Below are 18,667 nucleotides of genomic sequence, written 5' to 3' on the forward strand. Positions count from 1 at the left end.
CATGGATCTCGCACACCCGCTCGACGGCCTGGATGCTGTGCCCTGGGCCTCCTCCTCCCACGCGTACGGCAGCGCGGAAGACGTTCCCGATCTGCTCCGGGCTCTGACAGGTACGGACGCCGCTGCGGCGTCCGAAGCGCTGTCGGAGCTGTACGGGAGCGTGCTGCATCAGGGGACGGTCTACGCGGCCAGCGCGGAAGCGGTGCCGTTCCTCGCCAGGATCGCGGCGGCGGGCCACCGTACGGCTGACGTCCTGGGGTTGCTCGGTGGCATGGCCGAGAGCGAGGACGAGTACGGGGTGGCGCCGGGTGGTGTCCGGGCGGCCGTGGCCGCGCAGTTGGAGCTGCTTCTGCCGTTGCTGGCCGATGCCGAGTCGGACGTCCGGCGGACCGCCGCCTGGGCGGTTTCACACACCCGCGACGGCAGAACCGTCCTGCCCGCCCTGGAGATCCGCTGGGCGGAGGAGATCGAGTCCGCCGTCCGGGCCGAGGTCCTGGCCGGGATCGCTCGGCTCGACCCGCAGCGTGGAGCGGCTGAGGCGGTTTCCGTCCTGGACCCGTCCCAGCCTGCCGTGGTGCGGCTGGCCGCCCTCTTCGCCTGCCTCGACGCAGGCGCTCCGTGGTCTGATTCCCTGCACGCGACGATGCTGACGCTCCTGCCGGCCGACTCCTTGCGTTCCGACTTCGACCTCGAACGCGGCGAGCCGCTGGCCGCCGTCGTCGAGGCCCTCCTGGGGCGGGATCGCGGACCGGAGCGGGAGGCGGCGTTCGCCCTGATCGACGCGGCCCTGCGCGACAGCCGGGCCGAGGTCCGGGCCGAAGGCGCCTGGGCGGCCGACCGCGCCTGCATGCTTTCCCGCAGTGCCCCACAGCAGTTGGTGGAGAGCCTGCGTGCGGCGGCTGTCGACGACAAGGCAGTGGTGGACATGGCGTCTCTCTTGGGGCGGCTGGCCCGCGCTGCCGAACCGGCTGCGGACGTGCTCGCCCCTCTTGCGGGACGGAACCTGGACCAGGAGGACGATCATGCCGACCGTGCTCTGGCCGCACTCGTGCTCGTCGCACCCGAGCAGGCTGCCCCGCTCCTCGCCGCCGGCCTCGGGCACCGCCCGCGTGCCCTCGACGCAGCGACCGGACTGTGGGACGCGGAGAGCGCGGCCTTCCCGTTCGACAGGGAACTCCTCGATGCCGTTCGCTCCCGCCTCTCCCAGCCCGCGGCGCTCAGCGGCAACGAACCATGGCAGCTGACCAGTCTGTTGGCCGGGTGGGGCGCCGAGGCGGCGGCTGCGCTGCCCGAGCTGTGCGCAGCGGTCCCCCATATTCCTGACCAGGCCACACGTGCTCTTGTCTCCGTCGCGGCAGACTGCGCTCCGTCGGATCGCGACATGGCCGTCGCCGCGCTGCGTGCGGCAGCCCAACGGGACGTCCTCCCGGCGGCGAAGGCCCTGTACGACCTCACGGACGATCCCGCGCCGCTGCTCCGATGCCTCGAACAGGAGCTCGGTTGTGGTGGCCCAGACGTGCGCGATGCCGCCAGGACCGCTGCCGCGCTCGGTTCCCGAGGAGCGGCTCTGGCGCCACTCCTGCGTGGGGCGCTCAGTGACCCGGGCAAGGACACCACGCCCGCGCTGGACACGGACACGGCCCTCGCCGAAGCCCTGTGGCGTGTCACGGGGGACCCGGAACCCGTCGTCGCCGTCCTTGCGTCGGTCTTCGACCGCGCCGCGCAGAGCCAGTGGACCCGCTGGTCGGTGGCGAGGGCCGCCCGGGCGACCGCGCTCCTCGGCCCGGCCGGTCGTCCGCTCACCGCCAGGCTGGAGGCGGCCCTCGACGATCCGGTGCAGGCGCCGGCCGCGGCGCTGGCCCTCGTAGCCGTGGCGGACCCTGCCGCTCTGGACCACGCCGCGCTCGCCTCGGCCGCCCTGGCGTCCGCCGAGTCGGACGCCGATCCGGCAGGGGCCTGCGACGCCCTGGAAGCCCTCGGAGGCGCCGTCCTGAGCGGCGACCACCTGCGCCGGCTCGAAGTCCTCGCCGATGGCGACGCCCGGGTGGTCCGCTCGGGAGTTGAGAACCGCATCATCCGCCAGGACGAAGCCTTCCGGGACCGCGCCCGGGCGCTCCTCGCCACGTTCAGGAATACCGCGACGTCCTGAGTGGACGACCACGAGCGTTGAGCCGGCGGCGCGGGACGTTCTCCTGCGCCCCGGCCTACTCGGGTTCCGGCATGCGAACGGGCATGACGCCGAGAACGAGGTTCTCCATGGCCTCGGGCATACGGCCGAAGCGGGCCAGCCAGTTGGCGACGACGTACAGTTCACCGTCCTCGCCCAGGCCGAGGAACGCGTGACCACCGGCGAGTTCGCCCACCGGGAAGAGGTGGTGGCCGATCTCCTCGCCCCACTCGTCGAAGCGGTCGGCTTCGCCCGGCGCCAGGAGCGGGTCCAGATCGAAGGGTTCTCGGGCGCGTGTGATGCCTGCACCTCCGTGCCCGACCACCAGTTCGCCGAACTCGCCCAGGAAGTCCTCGGCAGCGGCATGAGAGCGGAAGCCGTCCTGCTCCAATTGCTGTTTCCAGCCGGTCGTATCGACAGCCCGCCCGGGACGCCAGCCCGCCTCCCGTAGAACTCGCTCCACCTCGGACGACCATGCCTCCGGCCCCTCCGGCCCCTCCGGCCCTGGCCACCAGCATCAGCCGTGCGACGATCCCGGTGTGAACGCTCCAGAAGACCTTTCCGCCGCCGAGCGCGCATTCATGCTCAACGCCTTTGAGATCGACATCCTCCCGGGCGTCCGCGGCGATCTGGACGAACCCCTTGCATCGGCGTCGCCTGGAGAACTGCTCCTATCCTCCTTGCCCTGATCGACAGGGGGTGGATCGATGTGTGTCGTGTCATCCCATGGACGCCTCCGGGCGGGGGAGCCGGCGAACAGTCCGGTCCGCCCCTCGCTCGCGAAGAGCTGCTGAACGCCCTGGCTGACGCGGACAACTGGGAGTACCCGGAAAGCGGTGACTGGATCGGCTGCGTGACGCTCACCCACACACCGGAGGGCCGTCTGATCTCCTGGTGAGCCGCCTTGTCGACGGTCACGTAAATTCCCACGAGTCGCGTGTTCGGCTTCACGTAATTCCCCACCTCGCGGACGGGCCGCCGGACTAATGTCCCCCCTCCCCGAAACTGATCGCCACGCTGGCCGGCGCACCAGTACCGTGCCGACGTGACCATCTTCGAGGCTGACCAGATCAGGCCATCGGCGGACGACGTAGCGCTGCTGGCGGAAGGTTCTCTGTTCGCCCTGCGGCTGCAGGACTTCGGGCCCAAGCAGGAAGGCTCGGTCGTGCTGGGCCTGCTGCGCGACATCTGCGCCATGCTGTGCGAGCCGGAAGACCGCGAAGAGCCGTACGTCACCGCGCAGGCAATGTGCCGGGTTGCGATCGAGCGCCTGATGGAGATCGGCGGGAGCAATTACAAGGGGCTGAAGGCGGCCCAGGCTGAGGTCTCCAGGTCCCTCGGTACGGTCTTCAACAGGGACAGCTCTCGCAAGACCGCGACTCTGGTGGACGGCCTGATCGAGGTCCTGGACTCCCTGCCGATGTTCCCCCAAAAGGTGGACGCGGACAGTACTCTCGGGAAGACCATCGCCAAGTTGCTCCGCTCCCGGACCGCGGCTGCGGAAGCAGGTTACCCACCAATCTCGGCGCTCGGCGCGACCCAGAAGGTGCTGGACGCCGTCGACGGGCTCGGGACCACGGTGCCCCAGACGCTAACCGTCGGACACCCTCTGACAGTCGCGCTGCGCGAGCTCCACAAGATCCGGTCGGACGAGGAATTCCGACGTCAGGCGGTGCTCGATCGGCGGCTCGAAGCGATCGGTGCGGCCTACGCGCGGCTGTGCGAGATGGAGGAGCAGCAGGGCTCCTACCGGATCATGCAGCTGACCATGGTGGTCCACAACGAGACCGGCCAGCGGCCGGGCAAGGCAGAGAAGGCGGCATTCAAGCTCTGGACTGACCAGTACAGCATCGGGAACGCGGCCGTACACCCTGGTCGCGAGGCGAACGCGGTGACGGCGGTCGCAATGCTGCACGACTGCCTGGCCCTGATTCAAGAGCTCGTCGCCACGGTTGTCGACCAGGCCCCCGAGTGGGTGGCACTCGGCGCGGTCACTTCCCCGACTCCCGAGCAGATCCAGAAGGTCAACAACCTGCACAACCCCGCTGCCGCCCCCTACCTGTTCACGCGGTTCACCGGCTGGGACTGGCTGGAGAAACTGGACCCTGTCCGGCTTCTCCCGGAGGAGGACCGGTGGCCGGCCAGGCCCTACCTCGCGCGTCTCGCCGACGAGAATCCCGCCCGACTGGTGGAGTGGCTGAACAAGGACAAGCACCTGGAGACGATCTGGCGGTCCGGCCCCGGAGCCACCGCCGATCTCGTCCTGCTGTGCCGGCACCTCGGCAGCCACGGCGCGGCCCTGGTCACCGGCGCGCTGAAGAAGCACCCCGTCCACGGCGTACGGACCAGGGCGGTCTACTGGGCGCAGGAAACCCTGCCGGCACACCGGGACGCCGCGTGGGTGGAGGCGGCGGTCAAGGCATTGTCCGTCGGGTCGGACGGCTCCGCGGCCGACTCCTGGAGCATCCGTACCGTGCTGGCCCAGTTGCTGGAGGCCGGCCAAACGGGTGGCCCGAAACTGGCCCAGCGGGTTCGCACCGGACTCGCGGCCGTACTGGCCTCCCACCTTGCGGTCGAAGGCGTCCAGGGCCAGTTGCAGATCAGCGACGACCTGCGTGCGCCTAGCCTGGCTGGGGACCGGGCGCTGACAGGGGCCCGGCTCGCGGCGGCGGCCTGCATCGAGTTCGCTCGCATCGGGCTCAGCGAGGCAGGTACCAGCCTGGCCGAACGGACCGGCGCCTGGACGGCCAAGACCTTGGGCGGCTGGGAGCGCGAGCGGCTGATCGCGGTCCACCTGGTGGACGCCGCCGAGATCGCGCCGGCGGACGTCTCGTGGTGGAAGGCCGCCTTTGCGGTGCTCGCTCGCCTGGGCGCCATGACCTACCTCACCCCGGACGTCGGCCGGTTCGTCCAGGTGGCCATCGGCACTTGCGAACCGGCGGACCAGGTCGACCTCGAGGCGGCCCTGACCGAAGGCTTTGGCCCGGTGCCCGGCCCGGAGACACTGCGGGTCGCTCGCGCCGAGCTGGCCGACGACGACGCCCGTCTCGCCCGCACGCTCGCCTCCGTACTCGGCGGCACGGAGGCGTTGGCCGAGCTGCTCGGTGAGGATGCGGCCGACATGCCGGAGGTGAAGTGGGAGTCCGCTCTGCAGCCTGTCTGGCGGACCGTCTACTGCCTCTCCGAGGTGGCGCCCGCATCGGTGCTGGCGCCTTGGGGCCCGGTGGTGGACCTGCTGGCCGAGTTCACCGGGCCGCCCCCGGCACTCACCGAGCCGCTGATCAAGATTGGGCCGTACCCTGACCCCGGCGAAAGCACGGTGGCGGACTTCGTTACCCGGTGCAAGGAGCACGGTGTCCTTGAGGGCGCCGCTGAGCTCTCGGCACGCGCTTCGTCGCAGGGGGACTACTTTAAGCGCATGGACCTGAGGATGCTGGAGGCCGCCATCCACGCGGACCCCGCGGCCTGGGCGGCCGACATCTCGGCCGTCGCGGCCACCCTCAGCTCGTTCGACCTGCGCACGGTCTACCTGCAGACCCTGCACACTGACCGGCAGCAGGCATGCCTCACAGAAGACGACGGACGACTGCTCACCAACGCCTGCACCGCCGCCTGGGACCTGAAGAACCAGCTCGAAGCAGGTGAAGGCAGCGACGACCCGGGCATCGACGAACGCGCCCGCTACATCGTGGCCCAGCTGCTGCGCCAGGTCTGGGCACTCGGGGCCGACCCCGGCGTGGAGGAGGCCGCGGCCGTCACTTGGCTGATGACCGCCGTCCGCGCCTGGACCGCGCCCGCCTCGGTCCCGGACAACCCCTACGTCAGCGCGAGCGCCACCTCCGGCGGCCTCGCCCTGGTCGCCATCCTCCAGTGGTCCGTCCGCCGCGCAGCCGACCACGGTGAGCTGCCCGCCGAAGCCGTCACCCTGCTGACCGAGCTCGTCACCGACGGCCGCGACGACCGTGCCCTGGCCGCCATCGGCGCGGCCCTCACCCCGCTGCGCCACTACGCCCTGCCCTGGTACACCAACCACCAGGCCATCCTGCTCGACCTCGCCGCGCCGTCCGCCCCGATCCACACATGGCTGCGCTCGCTCCGCCGCCTCGGCCCCAACGAGTTCGCGGTTCTCGGCAACCTCGACCCCGGCAAGGTCATGGGCTACCTGCGCACCGGTGCACCCGAGGAGGTGTTCGACCGGTTCGCCACCACCCTGCTCCACTCCCCGGAAACCTTCGACACCGACTTCCTCGCCACGTTGATCAGCGGTGACGGCGGCCCGGCGGCCGTCTCGACGCTCCTCGGCGACATCGCCCGGGCACTACCCCTCGAAGACGTCGCCGGCCCCCACCCGCTGCACCAGCGCGCCTTGCAGCTCTGGGACCAGGCCCTAGACCTCGTCGACAGAGACCCCGCCCTCGCACCTGCCCTCGCAGGTATCGGCCACTTCGCCTTCGCCGAAGGAACCGACCAGCGCCAGTGGCTGACCCGGACCCTGCGCACTGTTGCCGCCACCCCAGACATCAAGTACCCCGACAGGGTCGCGCAGCGAGCCGCTCGCAGTGCCCAGAACCCGGATGCTCTAAGGATCCTGACCACGCTGGTGGCTGGCACCGGCGGGAGCCAAGACCAGATCGACTACCGGGCCCACGCCGTGATCCGAGCCGCGCAGGACGCCGTCGACACCTCCGAACCCGGGACCGAGGGCCGGGCCGGCCTCGGACAGGCCCTTGGCCGCTACGCCAACGACGTGGAACGTGCCACGGCCTGCTAGCGACCACTACCTGCGGCGGGCACCAATTGGCAGCCCGCCGCAGGGCACCAGGCGTCGCATCAGCCCACCCCATGTCCACATCAACGACGGGTGATGAAGCCGTCACGTGATTGGCCGGACAAGTCCTATTCGTCTTTCGACAGGTACCATCCGTGCTCACGATGCCTGGGCTTTGGTGGGTTCGGGTTCTCGCGGGCATATGCCTCGTTTGCGCGGCGGATCATCTCTACGTCGTAGCGGTGCAGCTCGTCGTAGAGACGATCCGCCTCGTTGACATCCTCGCAAGATACGTAACGCTGGCGCAGCGCCTCGCGCTCGTCTGCGAGTTCCGCGTCGGACAGAGGGCGGAGGCTACCGAGGCCACGCCCAATAGAGTCGAAGATGCCCACGCGTTGATGCTGACACACTGGGGACTACACCGCACTGTTGTCCGCCAACACCGCCTCGAAGGTGCGCGAAAACACCCCGCTCGCAGCCACCGAGATCACCCCCCCCGGAAGGCCCCATCCACAACTCTTGACTATTGCTCCGGACCCGATCCGGTAGCTGGCTCAGACGGCTACATGAGTGGGCCAAGCATCGGCGCGTCCGTAGGAGAGCACCTGGGCGAGGACTTCTCGGAACAGGACGACGTCCCTGGGCGGTGCTTCGATGACGGCTTCGATCTCGCCATCGCTCAAGCGCAGGTCTGCCAGTGCCTCAGGGCGGAGCGAGACGCGGAGGACGTTACCTGCCAGAACGGCTTCGCGTACACAGCCGTACGCGGTCCCCTGCCCGGCTGTGACCAGGCAGTGCGTGTCCATGCCCAGGGCGACCTCCTGATCACCTGGGTCTTCCTCGCCTGCCATGAACATCAAGATGAAGCCGCTTCCGTCCTCGCCCTCGGCAAGAGCAGCCTCGGTGAAGTAGCCGTCAGGGTCGATCTCGGTTGTGGCGACACGCGCAGTGAATCGGTATGTCATGACGGGGTTTCTATCAACGCGTCCAGCCGGGGCACGACATGAGGGCGGGGCGTCGGCGTTCCGCCCCCATGCGATGGCACCCATGACGCTGACTCCGGGATCCCCCTGGGAAAGTCCGGGGAGCATCCGGTTTGTCCTCTGCCATCCAATCGAGTCGTTTGACAGTGAATCTAGTCGTGTGAGGTGAGCGCGCTCCTGATTGCAGGAGCGTTACCTGCGACGACGGATCATCTGAGACGACGCGCACTGCCAGAATCTCAGGCGATCTGGTCCGGGATTGTCGGGTTGCGGACGAAGGGAGATATCGCTGCAGCGGTAAGCGGGGAGGACAAGTACGCTCCGAAGGTGTGGAAGTCGATACGGCCAATCGGTGTGTCGGCGTGCTGGTCAACGGGGAATCGGTCGCCAAGCCGATGAGGAATCGCCACCAGGTCCCCTGTGTCGGCGAGGTTCACCCAGTAGCGGACCCCGGCAGGTCGGGCACCCCGATCGGCGATTGGCGCGGGCACCAGGTGATCGAAAATCCCGCTCGGCAGGCCAAGGGGAGAGCCCAAGGTCACGAAGCAGTCCACGGTCAGTTCTGGGTGAGCATGGAGAGCCTCGTACGCGACGACGGAACCGAGGGAGTGCGCCAGCACCACGCGGGGGTGCACCCGTCGGATCGACTCGGCCACGGTAGATAGGGCGGCAGCCCGTACCTGCGGAACGTGGAGATAGCGGCGGACCTCGCCCGCCAGCTGGACGGCAAGCCGAATGACCGTCCCGATGGGAAGGTTGCGGCGTCGGGAAACCCAGGACAGGACCTGCCGCAGTGGTGCAGTAATCAGTCCTTGCCGTTCCTGGAGGTTGGGTGAACCTAGGGCCAGCGCCCAGGCGATGACGACGGACTCTTCTCGTTCGTCGAGGGCGAGTACATCCGGCATGACAGCCTGCCGCTCCGCGGCGTGGGTGTGGTGAGCGTAGTACGCGGCGTGCAGGGCAGGGAGCCGGTGGTCGTCCAATCCAGCGGCCTTGAAGCCATGCTGAAGTTTGAGCTGCCACTGCCCTGCTAGCTCGGTGGCCGCCTGTTCCGGCGAGCGGCCGCTCAGGTGGTTGCCGATGCCGTGCACTGCGACGATCGTCACTGCTCTGCTCCTTGCTCCGGGTAACAATGAACGGAGTACGCCGGGAATCGCCACGGGCCACCGGTGGTCACGCCGTCGACCTTGCTTATCTCGTACCAGTGTGCCTCCAGCCACACGACGTCAAATCCATCGGGCTTCAGTACGTCAACGAGAGCTTCGTGGAGTTCGGCCGTCGTCGCAGTGACGGGGCGAGCGTAGACCAGGCCGAAGGAAGGCGGCAGTCCTCCCTCCCACTCGCTGACGGTGTACAACTCCCATCCGTCTGCGCGGGCATCGCCGCATAGCAGTTCGCCCGGCAACCAAGCCAGGACGTGGGTGACGTGGACGGTCGGCCGCGTCGGTCGGAGTGCCGACGCCGCTGCGGAGCAGGCCCAGGCGAGGGCCGTGACATGGCCGGCCTTGCTGCCTATCAGCACGCCACCCTCGTAGGGGGCGATCGTGTGCACGCGATCCGGCACTGGGGCCGGTGCTCCGAGTGGATCGCCGGATTCGGCATCCCATGCCTGGACCTCTGCCTCACTGACAGCGGCCACGAGTACCGGCCTGCCGTTCACTTGGCTGATAGTCACCACCCGAGGGCCGGCCACGGGGACGGAGCCCACGAGTGAGGCCGTCACAAGGTCCCAGACCCGCACCTGATCGACGTCCGACGATTGCTCGGCAGCGAACAGGCGCCCGCCTAGCATCGCGATCGCTCCGATCCGGTCCAGCGTGATCGATTGTCGCAGGGTGCTGTCAGCCAGGGACCAGAGACAGACCCTGCGTTCGTTGTGGACGCTGATCAGGAGAGACTCGCCGCCTACGTCGCCCGCGACCAGCTCCGTGACCGGCCCCTCCACGCCGGAGAGGACGTGGGAAGGCGACTCCTTGCTTGTGTCCCACACGTGGATACTGCCGTCGGCACCGCCAACCATGGCCCATACCGAATCGCCGTGCGGCACAGCGGCCAACGCGGTGGCCGGGTCGGGGAGGCGGACCGTCGATTCCAGGGCATCCTCACGGACATTCCAGGTGTCGAGCTCGTTCTCCGTGGTCACCGTGATTACGTAGGACACGTCGCCAGCTGTCACGGTGGCGGCATGGCTCAGCCCGCCTACGTCGGTCAGTTCGTGAGCTTCGGCGCCGGTGCTCAGGTCCCAAACCTTGATCTCGCCAGACGCGAGTTCAGCGCTGATGGCGAGCTCTGAGCCGCCGAGCCGCATGGAGCCGAGAATTGTGGCGGGGTGCCAGTGGTTTTGGCCGTGACCGAACCGCGGGCAAACGTCCAGGTCCCACACCCGCATGTTGCCGTCGCGATGGGCGGTCAGCGCGAGCTGAAAGCGGCCGACATGACGGATGTCTGCGAGTGTCAGCCCGCGGTCTTTGGCCCCCGTGACGACGTGGACGGTCTCACCGTTCCCCCTCACCGCATACATGCTGGGGTGGTAGGCGATGAGGGAGAACAGCGGGGTGCGCACGTTAATGGGCTGGATCCGTACCTCCTGGAGCGGTCCCTCCGATGAGATGGTGACGGGCCGCTTGTTCAGATTCCGCAGCACCTTCGGCCCATGTCCGTGGGGCTCGGCGGAAACGTAGTGGAAGGCGAGGGAGCCGTCTGTGGACTCCACGCCGAGCAGCGAACCGATGGCGGCGTCCCCGGCTTCGACGGTGTCGAGGATCCTGCCGAACGACTCGCCCAGCAGGCCGACCAGGCTGATCTCGCCACTGACCCGACCGACTGCAAGAGCCGTTTCGTCCCCGGTGCCGACGACCGCCAGGGCTGAGACCCTCGCGCCGTCGATGCGCGTGTCGGCGACGAGCGCACTCGTCGCGAGGTCGTACAGCTGCAGTACGTTCTGGTCAGTAACCAAGGCAATGACCGCCCGCTCATCCAGATCCGCGATCACCACCTGGGTGATGGCACCCTCGTTTGTCCGGGGAGCCGAGAAGTACCGGAACGCGTCGTCGGGGCTCGGCGTGATGTCCCATGCCTGGAGGGAGCCGTCGGTGCCGGCGAAAACAGCGAGAAGCCGTCGACCGACGGAGCCCAGGGCCAGGGCTGACACCGTGGCGCCCAACTCGTCCTCGCCGATAACGTGCAGCAGGGACTCCTCAGGCAGGCCCGTGCTCCACTGCGTGCGGAGCGCGGCCTGTTCGTCGTGGAGACGGCGTGCGAGCCCGGCTGCCTGGTAGGTCGCCAGGCTCTGCTGAAGCCTGGCACGACGCGTCTCCAACGGCATGCGCTGGCCAAAGAGGCCGCCGATATCGAAGCGACCGAAGGCCGTCCGGTACGCGACCCCGGCTCGCCGCGCCGCCGGGGCCCTCGTCCTGTGGACGGCCTCCCAGATGCTGCTGTGGTCGGCGCGGACTAGGTACTCCGGGTCCAGGAACAAGGGGTCGACCGCAGATCCGCCCGGTACAGCGACGGCATGCTCCATAAGGTGTCGCAGGAGATACGGTGCGGCGAGGTCCCACCGAGGCCCCTCAGCGGCCCACCGCCCGGGGACGGCCGACAACAGCTCGTGGAAGAGCGTGTCGGCGAGCCCGTCGAGTTCGGCCCCTGCGTCACGGAAGTGCTCGGTGACCGTCTCGTGGAAGAACCGGTAGAGCTGACGTCCGTCCGCGTCGATGTTCGTCCGCAGATAGAAACGGGCGGTAGCCAGCTTCTCGCGGGCCTCGCCCGGCGTCAGCGGGCGGAGCTCCTGACCCGCGGCCATGGCGGCAGCGGTAGCCGCTGCGGCCACAAGCTCCAGCGGCATACCCTGCCCCCGCGCTTGTGCCAGCCCCACCATCAAGTGCCGCATCCACGGGTCGCCGTCCAGTGTGGCCCGCAGGTGTAGTTCGAGCAGGTCCGGCAGGCTCTGCGGCAGTCGGGCGACCGCCTCGGCGGGATTCAGGGTTACACCGCTTCGCAGGAAGTCGGCGAAGAGTGCTGCGACGAGGAAAGTGCTGCGATCGGGGCTATGAGCGATCGAGGTAGCCACCGCACGGGCTACGGACTCACGAAGGGCCTGGTCGCTGTAACCGGGTGCGCTGTACAGGATGTCGGCGATGTAGGTCGTGAGGTCGTCCGCGAGGTTCTCGACACCGGAGGAGGTGTCCAGGTCGAGCACCATCCCGTGGGTACCGGGCCCCTCCCAGAATTGGTGGCCGTCCGTCTGCGGCGGGCGCATCCCCACGAGCGCCCGGAAGGCGGAGCGGCCGTCAGAGCGGAGCGTGCCTAGGAGCTCAGGTAGCAGATCGCGGACGATACGGCCGCTCTCCAGGGCTTCGTCAACGGCATCGAGGATAAGTACCACCGGTTCTGGCAGGTCCTGGGCGATGCGTTTGAGCTCGTCCAGAGCTTGCTCGCTGCTAGCGACGGCCGGCTCCGCGTCCTCGGGAGTCAGCTGAACCGTGATCGAAGCGATCACCTCGTCCATGCTCCGGTGCCGGGCATGGACCGCGGCAAGAGTCGGGTACCGACGCTCCGGGCGGTACTGAGCAGGAATGCGGCCGACCAGTACGGTGCTCAGCTCAGCGAGCTGGTGGTGAGACAGGAAGACCGTCACCCCCAGCAGCGCCGACTTTCCGGCCCCAGGGCTTCCGGTGACAAGCAACAGGGGTTCGTCGCTCGCCAACCAGGAGCGAATCCGGGTCAGCTCACGGGTTCGCCCAGTGAAAAGGCAGCCGGTAATCGCAGAGGCGTCGTCCAGGCGGCCGGACGCCCGGGTGAGGAAGTGCACGGGGTCCAGACCGGGGTCGAACTCCGCCGCGAGCTCCCGAACTGCCAACCGGAGTCGGCTCCGAAGCCGCTGCCAGCCGTCAGTGCTAAACGCCGGGTTGGCGAAGAACTCCGGTACCGGCAACGAGGCGGCTCGGCGTGGCGAGTGCATCACGGTCTGCGGATACCCCTCGCCAAGGCGGACCAGCTCCCGCGCGATCTCGTCAGCGACAACCTCCACCGGCACGTGGGACAGCGCCGGAGAGATATCCCAGTGCCCCAAGCGGAGCCGCTCCAGCGCCTGGGCCGTGGCCTTGGTGAACCGCGCGTCGAAGGCGCTCTCGTCCGCCGTGCAGGCCGCAATCACCCAGGTCCTTCGGTCGTCCTCAGGAACGTCCTGGAACAGCTGGTAGTCCGTCGCGGCCCCTGCACCGCAAACATCGAGCAGGAACAGGACGGGCGACTGGTCGGAGCCGTGCTCGACCTCGTTCAGCCATCGGCCGACATCGATCGCCGACTCCGGGAGGTCGGCCGGACTGCTGTCGTGCACGGGCAGGTACAAGACCCGGCCACGAGAGATCCCGTGACCGGCAAAGTGAACGATGCGCGGCCGGCCCAACGAATCGTGCCGCAGGTGCCGCCAGCTCTCCTCGACGCTGACCCGGTCCGCGTCGATCACCGGTTCACTGACGTTCAGTCCGTCGAAGCGCGAGAGCACCACGGCGAGTTCACGCACCTGCGGTTCAACCGACGGCAGCGGAGACAACCCCTCCGACGTGGGGCTCCACTCGCCGTCGGCCACGTTCTCAAAGGCCCCCACCCCGAGCAGAAGTGCTCGAACCATCATCCCCCCGTGCCCGTACGATTCGGTCTCCAGGCTATCGGGATCGAGGCTGGTTGCCCCTCACGACTAGATTCACTGTCAGATAAGCCGAAACGGCTGGGTTCGCTGTCAAGCGTCTCAATTGGATGACAAAGGACACGGTTCGCCCGAGGCAGACAGGGAGGAGCACGAAAGGACTGGTCACGGCCCTCGGGCTATGTCAACGTGGACGACCGCCCGAGCCCTCGACCACGTGGAGGCGCCCCTGTACCCCCAACACTCCAGCGATTCCCGTCTTCCCGAACCTCCGTACTGGGTCACTCCTCGCCACCTGGCGGGCGATGACGATGCCCTGGCTGACCAGGCCGGCGCGGTCCTCGCCGCCGCAGGCTGGCGGATGTGGCCGACCGCCCGCGACACCCTCCTCTATACGAGCGCCAACGGGCTGTGCGGCGCCGAGTGGACGCGCGCCGCCTGCTCGTTCGAACTGGGAGACCTTCCGGTTGCCTGGCAGATCTCCGCCCGGTCGCATCCCGACAGCACCCTGCCGGAATGGAACGCGTACTTCACCGCCGGCGCCCCCCACGAGACCCTGACCGACTTCCTTCTCGCTCTCGACGCCCGCACGGATCCGGCCTTCTGCTTCGACAGCCCAGAGGCTGTCCTGGCGGCTGTCTGCGCCCAGGGCTGGGCCCGCGACATCGACCGTCCGCGCACCGCCGCTCTTGCCCCCGGACTCACGGCTGGAATCTCCCTGGAGGAAGTGCCTTCACTCGTTCGCGATGCCGACCCGCGGCCTGGGAGACTCGGCTGGCAGGCGTGGGCCGAACCCCGCGTCGGTGATGCCTACCTGTGGTGTGCGGCCTTCAGCGGCAGTACGCCGCATGACCTGGTCGCGATCTTCGCCTCCTCGCTCGCCGCGCCACACCCTGTGCAGCGCTCAATCCTGCCCGCCGGAGTCGAAGGGCAGCTCACCGTCATCCACCCGGGGACCCAACGGCAGCGAAAAGCACGCGGACCGGAGTGAGGCAGGGCAGCGGGCGGCCCCGAAACTTCGGGAAGTTTTCGGGAAATCCAGCCGCCAAGGGCCGTCTCTGACCGAATCCAGCCGGACAGATCCAGCCATCGGAGGCGCCCTGGCCGGCACCTCCTCCGCTGACCGAAAACGGCCCCTGACCAGCAAAAAGACCCTCCCGAAGGAGGGTCTTCGCTTGCGCGCCCCCGGCAGGACTCGAACCTGCGGCCAAGTGCTTAGAAGGCACCTGCTCTATCCGCTGAGCTACGGGGGCCGGTGGTGGCCGTGGGCCTGGTGGCCCGGGTGGGTGGGGTGGGGCTGCCGGGACAAGGATAGGGGTCCTGGCGGCTCGGCCCTGGTGCTTCACCTGCGTGGCACGATGTGGAGGTTCGGTGAAGCGAACCGATAATCGCAGGCAGGTGCGATTCGCGCAGCGCTTTTCGCACCGTGTGCGGCGGGTGTTGTGCACTCGTTATGCCCGGGGTAACGAGCGACCTCCTCTTCTTCGGCGCGCAGGGCCGCCATACGCTTCAAAAACGCTCACAAATTGGGCATTCTTCGCATGTGGTGACCTTGGACGAACGGCCTCAGCTGATCGACGCACTCTCCGCCCTGCGCGACCGAGTCGCGGCCGTGCGTCTTCCCCTTCCCCTTCCCGACGTGCCGCGCGCCCGGCAGACGCGGGCCGAGCTGCTGGCGCAGCTCGACGACTACCTCGTACCGCGGCTGAAAGACCCCGACGCGCCGCTGCTCGCCGTCGTGGGCGGGTCGACGGGGGCCGGGAAGTCGACGCTCGTGAACTCGATCGTCGGGCGGCGGGTGAGCGAGGCGGGGGTGCTGCGGCCGACCACCCGGACGCCGGTGCTCGTCTGCCACCCGGAGGACCACCACTGGTTCGCCGGGCTGCGCGTGCTGCCGCAGCTCACCCGCGTATGGCTGCCGCAGGCCGACGAGGACCACCCGGCCGAGGCGATCGAGGCCGAGGACAACGCGCTGCGGGTCGAGACCGCCGCCACCGTGCCCCGCGGGCTCGCCCTCCTCGACGCCCCGGACATCGACTCCCTCATCGTCGAGAACCGGCTCCTCGCCGCCGAGTTGATGTGCGCCGCCGACATCTGGGTGATGGTCACCACCGCGTCCCGGTACGCCGACGCCGTCCCCTGGCACCTGCTCCGTACCGCCAAGGAGTACGACGCCACCCTCGTCACCGTCCTCGACCGGGTGCCCCACCAGGTCATCGGCGAGGTCTCCCGGCAGTACGAGGCGCTGCTCGACAAGGCCGGGCTCGGGGACGTACCCCGGTTCACCATCCCCGAGCTGCCCGAGTCCACCGGCGGCGGGAGCGGGCTGCTGCCCGAGAGCGCCGTCGCCCCGCTCCGGGCGTGGCTCGCGCACCGCGCCGAGGACCCCGCCGCCCGCCAGCAGGCCGTCTCCCGCACCGCCTCCGGCGTCATCGACTCCCTCGACGCCCGCCTCCCCGAGCTGGCCGGCGCCGTCGCCGCGCAGTACGCCGCCGCCGTACGCCTCGGCGGCGCCGTCGAGGCCGCCTACCGCCGGCAGGGCGCGCGCGTGCGCAAGGAGCTCGGAAAGGGCGCCGTACTGGCCGGGGACGCGCGCGCACGCTGGCGCGCGTACCCCCGCGACAGCACCGCCGAGGAACTCCTCGACGCGCTCACCGAATCCCTCGCCGCCCTCCTCCACTGCTCCGTCTCCGCCGCCGAGGAGGGCATCCGCGACGCCCACCGCCGCGAACCGGCCGCCGGAGCCCTCCGCGCCGTCCCCGCCGGCGGCGACCGCCAGGTCGCCGAACGGGTCGGCCTGGAGGTACGCCGCTGGCGCCGGGTCCTGGAGGAACTGGCCGAGGAGGAGGTGCGGAGCGTGGAGAAGCCCGCCGGGCGCGGGGCCGCCCGCGCCGCCCTGCCCGACGCCGAGACCGTCGCCGCCCTGCTCGCCGCCTCCCTCCTCGGCGGCCGCCGCGCCCGCCCCGCCGGCGAGCGCCTCGCCGAACTCCTCGGCGCCCAGGCCGCGCTGCGCCTGCGCGACAAGGGCGGCGACCTCGTCCTCACCCACGTCGACCGCGTCCTGCACGCCGAGCGCGACCGGCGCCTCGCGCCCCTCGACGCCCTCGACGTCACCCCCGAGCCGCAGGCGGAGCTGATCGCCGCGCTCTCCGTACTCCAGAAGGAGAAGTGACGTGGCCGAGAAGCCGCCGGAGAAGACCGACCGTGAGCGGGACCGGGACAACGAGAGCCGACCGGGCCAGGACCAGGACCGCGGCCAGGCCCAGGTGCGGTGGGACGACGGGTTGATCGCCCGGCGGGCCGCCCAGCGGAGCGTGCCCGACGCGTCGTTCATCGGGGAAGGGGAAGGGGAAGCGGGGGCCGAGGGCGGAGCCGCCGCCAAGGACGCCGAGGACGCGCGGGGGTTCGGGGGGAGTTACGGGGGCGGGCTGCGGTCCCGGCTCGACGCCCTCCACGAGCTCGTCGGGCTCTCCCGTACGCGGGTCGAGAGCGCCGCCCTCGCCGAGGCCGGACGGGTGCTGGACGAGGCCGCCGCCCGGCAGCGGCTCTCCTCCCGGCACACCGTCGTCGCCCTCGCGGGCGCCACCGGCAGCGGCAAGTCCACCCTCTTCAACGCCCTCGCCGGCGTCGCCGTCTCCGAGACCGGGCTGCGCCGGCCGACCACCTCCGCGCCGCTCGCCCTCACCTGGTCGGAGGGGGCCGCCGGGCTCCTCGACCGGCTGGGCGTGCCCGGGCGGCTGCGCCGCCGCCCCCTCGCGGGCGGGGCGGCCGACGCCGAGCTGGCGCCGCTCGTCCTCATCGACCTGCCCGACCACGACTCGGCCGTCACCGCCCACCGCGACCAGGTCGACCGGGCGCTCGGCCTGGTCGACGCCGTCATCTGGGTGGTCGACCCGGAGAAGTACGCCGACGCGGCCCTCCACGAGCGGTACCTGCGGCCGCTCGCCGGCCACGCCGAGGTCACCTTCGTCGTGCTCAACCAGGTCGACCGGCTCGGCCCCGAGGCCGCCGAGCTCGTCCTCGACGACCTGCGCCGGCTCCTCGACGAGGACGGCATGGCGCTCGGCGAGCACGGCGAGCCCGGCGCCACCGTCCTGCCCGTCTCCGCCCTCACCGGCGAGGGCGTGGCCGAACTCCGCGAACTCCTCGCCCGTTTCGTCCAGGAACGCACCGCGCCCGAGCGGCGCATCGCCGCCGACATCGACGCCGCCGCGGCCAAGCTGCGGCCCGCCTACGTCGCCGACGCGCGGACGGGGCTCGGGGAGCGGAGCCGCGAGGAGTTCGCGGGCCGGCTCGCCGTCGCCGTCGGCGCCCAGGCTGCGGGCGAGGCCGCCGAGCGGGTCTGGCGGCGCGGCGCCATCCGCGCCTGCGGCTCGCCCTGGCTGCGGCTCCACCGCTGGTACGAGCGCAAGCGCTGGCACGGCTCCACCGATCCCCGGCTCGCGGCTCCCGTCGAGGACGAACTGACCGCCCGGCAGCGCGTCGAGCAGGCGGTACGGATCGTCGCCGACGAGGCGTCGCGCGGGCTGCCCGCGCCCTGGGCCCACGCGGTACGGGAGGCCGCCACGCGCGGCGCCGAGGGGCTGCCCGAGGCGCTGGACGAGCTGACCGTCACCCTCGGCGACCCGGCCGCCAGGCCGCCCCGCCCCGCCTGGTGGCCTGCCGCCGTCCTCGCCCAGGCCCTGATGACGCTCCTTCAGCTCTTCGGCGCCCTGTGGCTGGTCGCCCAGATCGTGGGCCTCGTGGAACCCGGGCTGCTGCCCCCGGTCCTGATCATGGTGGGCGGGATCGCGGGCGGACCGCTGATCGAGTGGGCCTGCGAGAGCGCCGTGAAGGGACCGGCCCGGCGGTACGGGCAGGAGGCCGAACGCAAGCTCGCCGAGGCGGCCGCCGCCTGCGGACGGGCCCGGGTCCTCGACCCCGTCTCGGCCGAACTGCTGCGCTACCGCGAGGTGCGCGAGCAGTACGCGAAGGTGGCCGGGCCCCGACCCTCGCCCCGGATCGTCGGCGCGGGCGGCCGCGGGGGCGGTGGCGGCCGGGGCGGCGGCGCCCTGCGGCTGGGCGCGACGCGGGCGGGAGCCCGTATCCGCTGACGGTTCCGC

The 18,667-nt window shown here is 70.2% G+C and carries 11 protein-coding genes and 1 tRNA gene; 6 read left to right on the forward strand and 6 right to left on the reverse strand.

Features of this window, described 5'->3' with window-relative positions; all coding sequences use genetic code 11:
- Position 1: 1 nt before the first annotated feature.
- A complete protein-coding gene (locus ACFXMG_RS06205) occupies positions 2 to 2,149 on the forward strand; it encodes a hypothetical protein (protein ID WP_383818730.1) in 2,148 nt (715 codons plus the stop codon).
- 55 nt (positions 2,150 to 2,204) lie between these two features.
- Here ACFXMG_RS06205 and ACFXMG_RS06210 read toward each other — a convergent pair whose 3' ends face one another.
- Positions 2,205 to 2,630, reverse strand: a complete 426-nt coding sequence (locus tag ACFXMG_RS06210) for an SUKH-3 domain-containing protein (RefSeq protein ID WP_383818732.1) — start codon at positions 2,628 to 2,630, stop codon at positions 2,205 to 2,207.
- A 76-nt stretch (positions 2,631 to 2,706) separates the two neighbouring features.
- Between ACFXMG_RS06210 and ACFXMG_RS06215 the strand changes: the two genes are divergently transcribed.
- Together ACFXMG_RS06215 and ACFXMG_RS06220 are read left to right on the forward strand one after the other, a co-directional pair.
- The gene (locus ACFXMG_RS06215; protein ID WP_383818734.1) at positions 2,707 to 2,856 is read left to right on the forward strand and encodes a hypothetical protein; all 150 of its coding nucleotides are present in this window, start codon (positions 2,707 to 2,709) and stop codon (positions 2,854 to 2,856) included.
- Between the two features lie 356 nt (positions 2,857 to 3,212).
- The gene (locus ACFXMG_RS06220; RefSeq protein ID WP_383818736.1) at positions 3,213 to 6,938 is read left to right on the forward strand and encodes a hypothetical protein; all 3,726 of its coding nucleotides are present in this window, start codon (positions 3,213 to 3,215) and stop codon (positions 6,936 to 6,938) included.
- Positions 6,939 to 7,063: 125 nt separating this feature from the next.
- Here the strand turns inward: ACFXMG_RS06220 and ACFXMG_RS06225 are convergent, their stop codons facing one another.
- The 4 genes from ACFXMG_RS06225 to ACFXMG_RS06240 form a co-directional block, all read right to left on the reverse strand.
- Positions 7,064 to 7,327: a hypothetical protein gene (locus ACFXMG_RS06225; RefSeq protein WP_383818738.1), complete on the reverse strand. Its 264-nt coding sequence runs from the start codon at positions 7,325 to 7,327 to the stop codon at positions 7,064 to 7,066.
- A 162-nt stretch (positions 7,328 to 7,489) separates the two neighbouring features.
- A complete protein-coding gene (locus tag ACFXMG_RS06230; protein ID WP_383818740.1) occupies positions 7,490 to 7,900 on the reverse strand; it encodes a hypothetical protein in 411 nt (136 codons plus the stop codon).
- Positions 7,901 to 8,157: 257 nt separating this feature from the next.
- Positions 8,158 to 9,024 (reverse strand): serine peptidase, encoded by an 867-nt coding sequence (locus ACFXMG_RS06235; protein WP_383818741.1) that lies wholly within the window; start codon positions 9,022 to 9,024, stop codon positions 8,158 to 8,160.
- Positions 9,021 to 13,508, reverse strand: a complete 4,488-nt coding sequence (locus tag ACFXMG_RS06240) for an AAA family ATPase (RefSeq protein ID WP_383818743.1) — start codon at positions 13,506 to 13,508, stop codon at positions 9,021 to 9,023. Before ACFXMG_RS06240 ends, ACFXMG_RS06235 begins: the two co-directional genes overlap by 4 nt.
- Before the next feature lie 274 nt (positions 13,509 to 13,782).
- Between ACFXMG_RS06240 and ACFXMG_RS06245 the strand changes: the two genes are divergently transcribed.
- On the forward strand, positions 13,783 to 14,556 hold the full coding sequence (locus ACFXMG_RS06245; protein ID WP_383818744.1) for a DUF317 domain-containing protein: 774 nt from the start codon (positions 13,783 to 13,785) through the stop codon (positions 14,554 to 14,556).
- 189 nt (positions 14,557 to 14,745) lie between these two features.
- On the opposite strand, the gene ACFXMG_RS06250 is transcribed toward ACFXMG_RS06245, so the two are convergent.
- Positions 14,746 to 14,818 (reverse strand) — tRNA-Arg (locus ACFXMG_RS06250).
- Between the two features lie 299 nt (positions 14,819 to 15,117).
- On the opposite strand from ACFXMG_RS06250, the gene ACFXMG_RS06255 reads away from it, so the two are divergent.
- A complete protein-coding gene (locus ACFXMG_RS06255) occupies positions 15,118 to 16,737 on the forward strand; it encodes a dynamin family protein (RefSeq protein ID WP_383818745.1) in 1,620 nt (539 codons plus the stop codon).
- 1 nt (position 16,738) lies between these two features.
- The gene (locus ACFXMG_RS06260) at positions 16,739 to 18,658 is read left to right on the forward strand and encodes a GTPase (RefSeq protein WP_383818747.1); all 1,920 of its coding nucleotides are present in this window, start codon (positions 16,739 to 16,741) and stop codon (positions 18,656 to 18,658) included.
- Positions 18,659 to 18,667 lie beyond the last annotated feature (9 nt).

The organism is Streptomyces sp. NPDC059201, from assembly GCF_042754585.1.
In the GTDB taxonomy this organism is placed as follows: Bacteria; Actinomycetota; Actinomycetes; order Streptomycetales; family Streptomycetaceae; genus Streptomyces.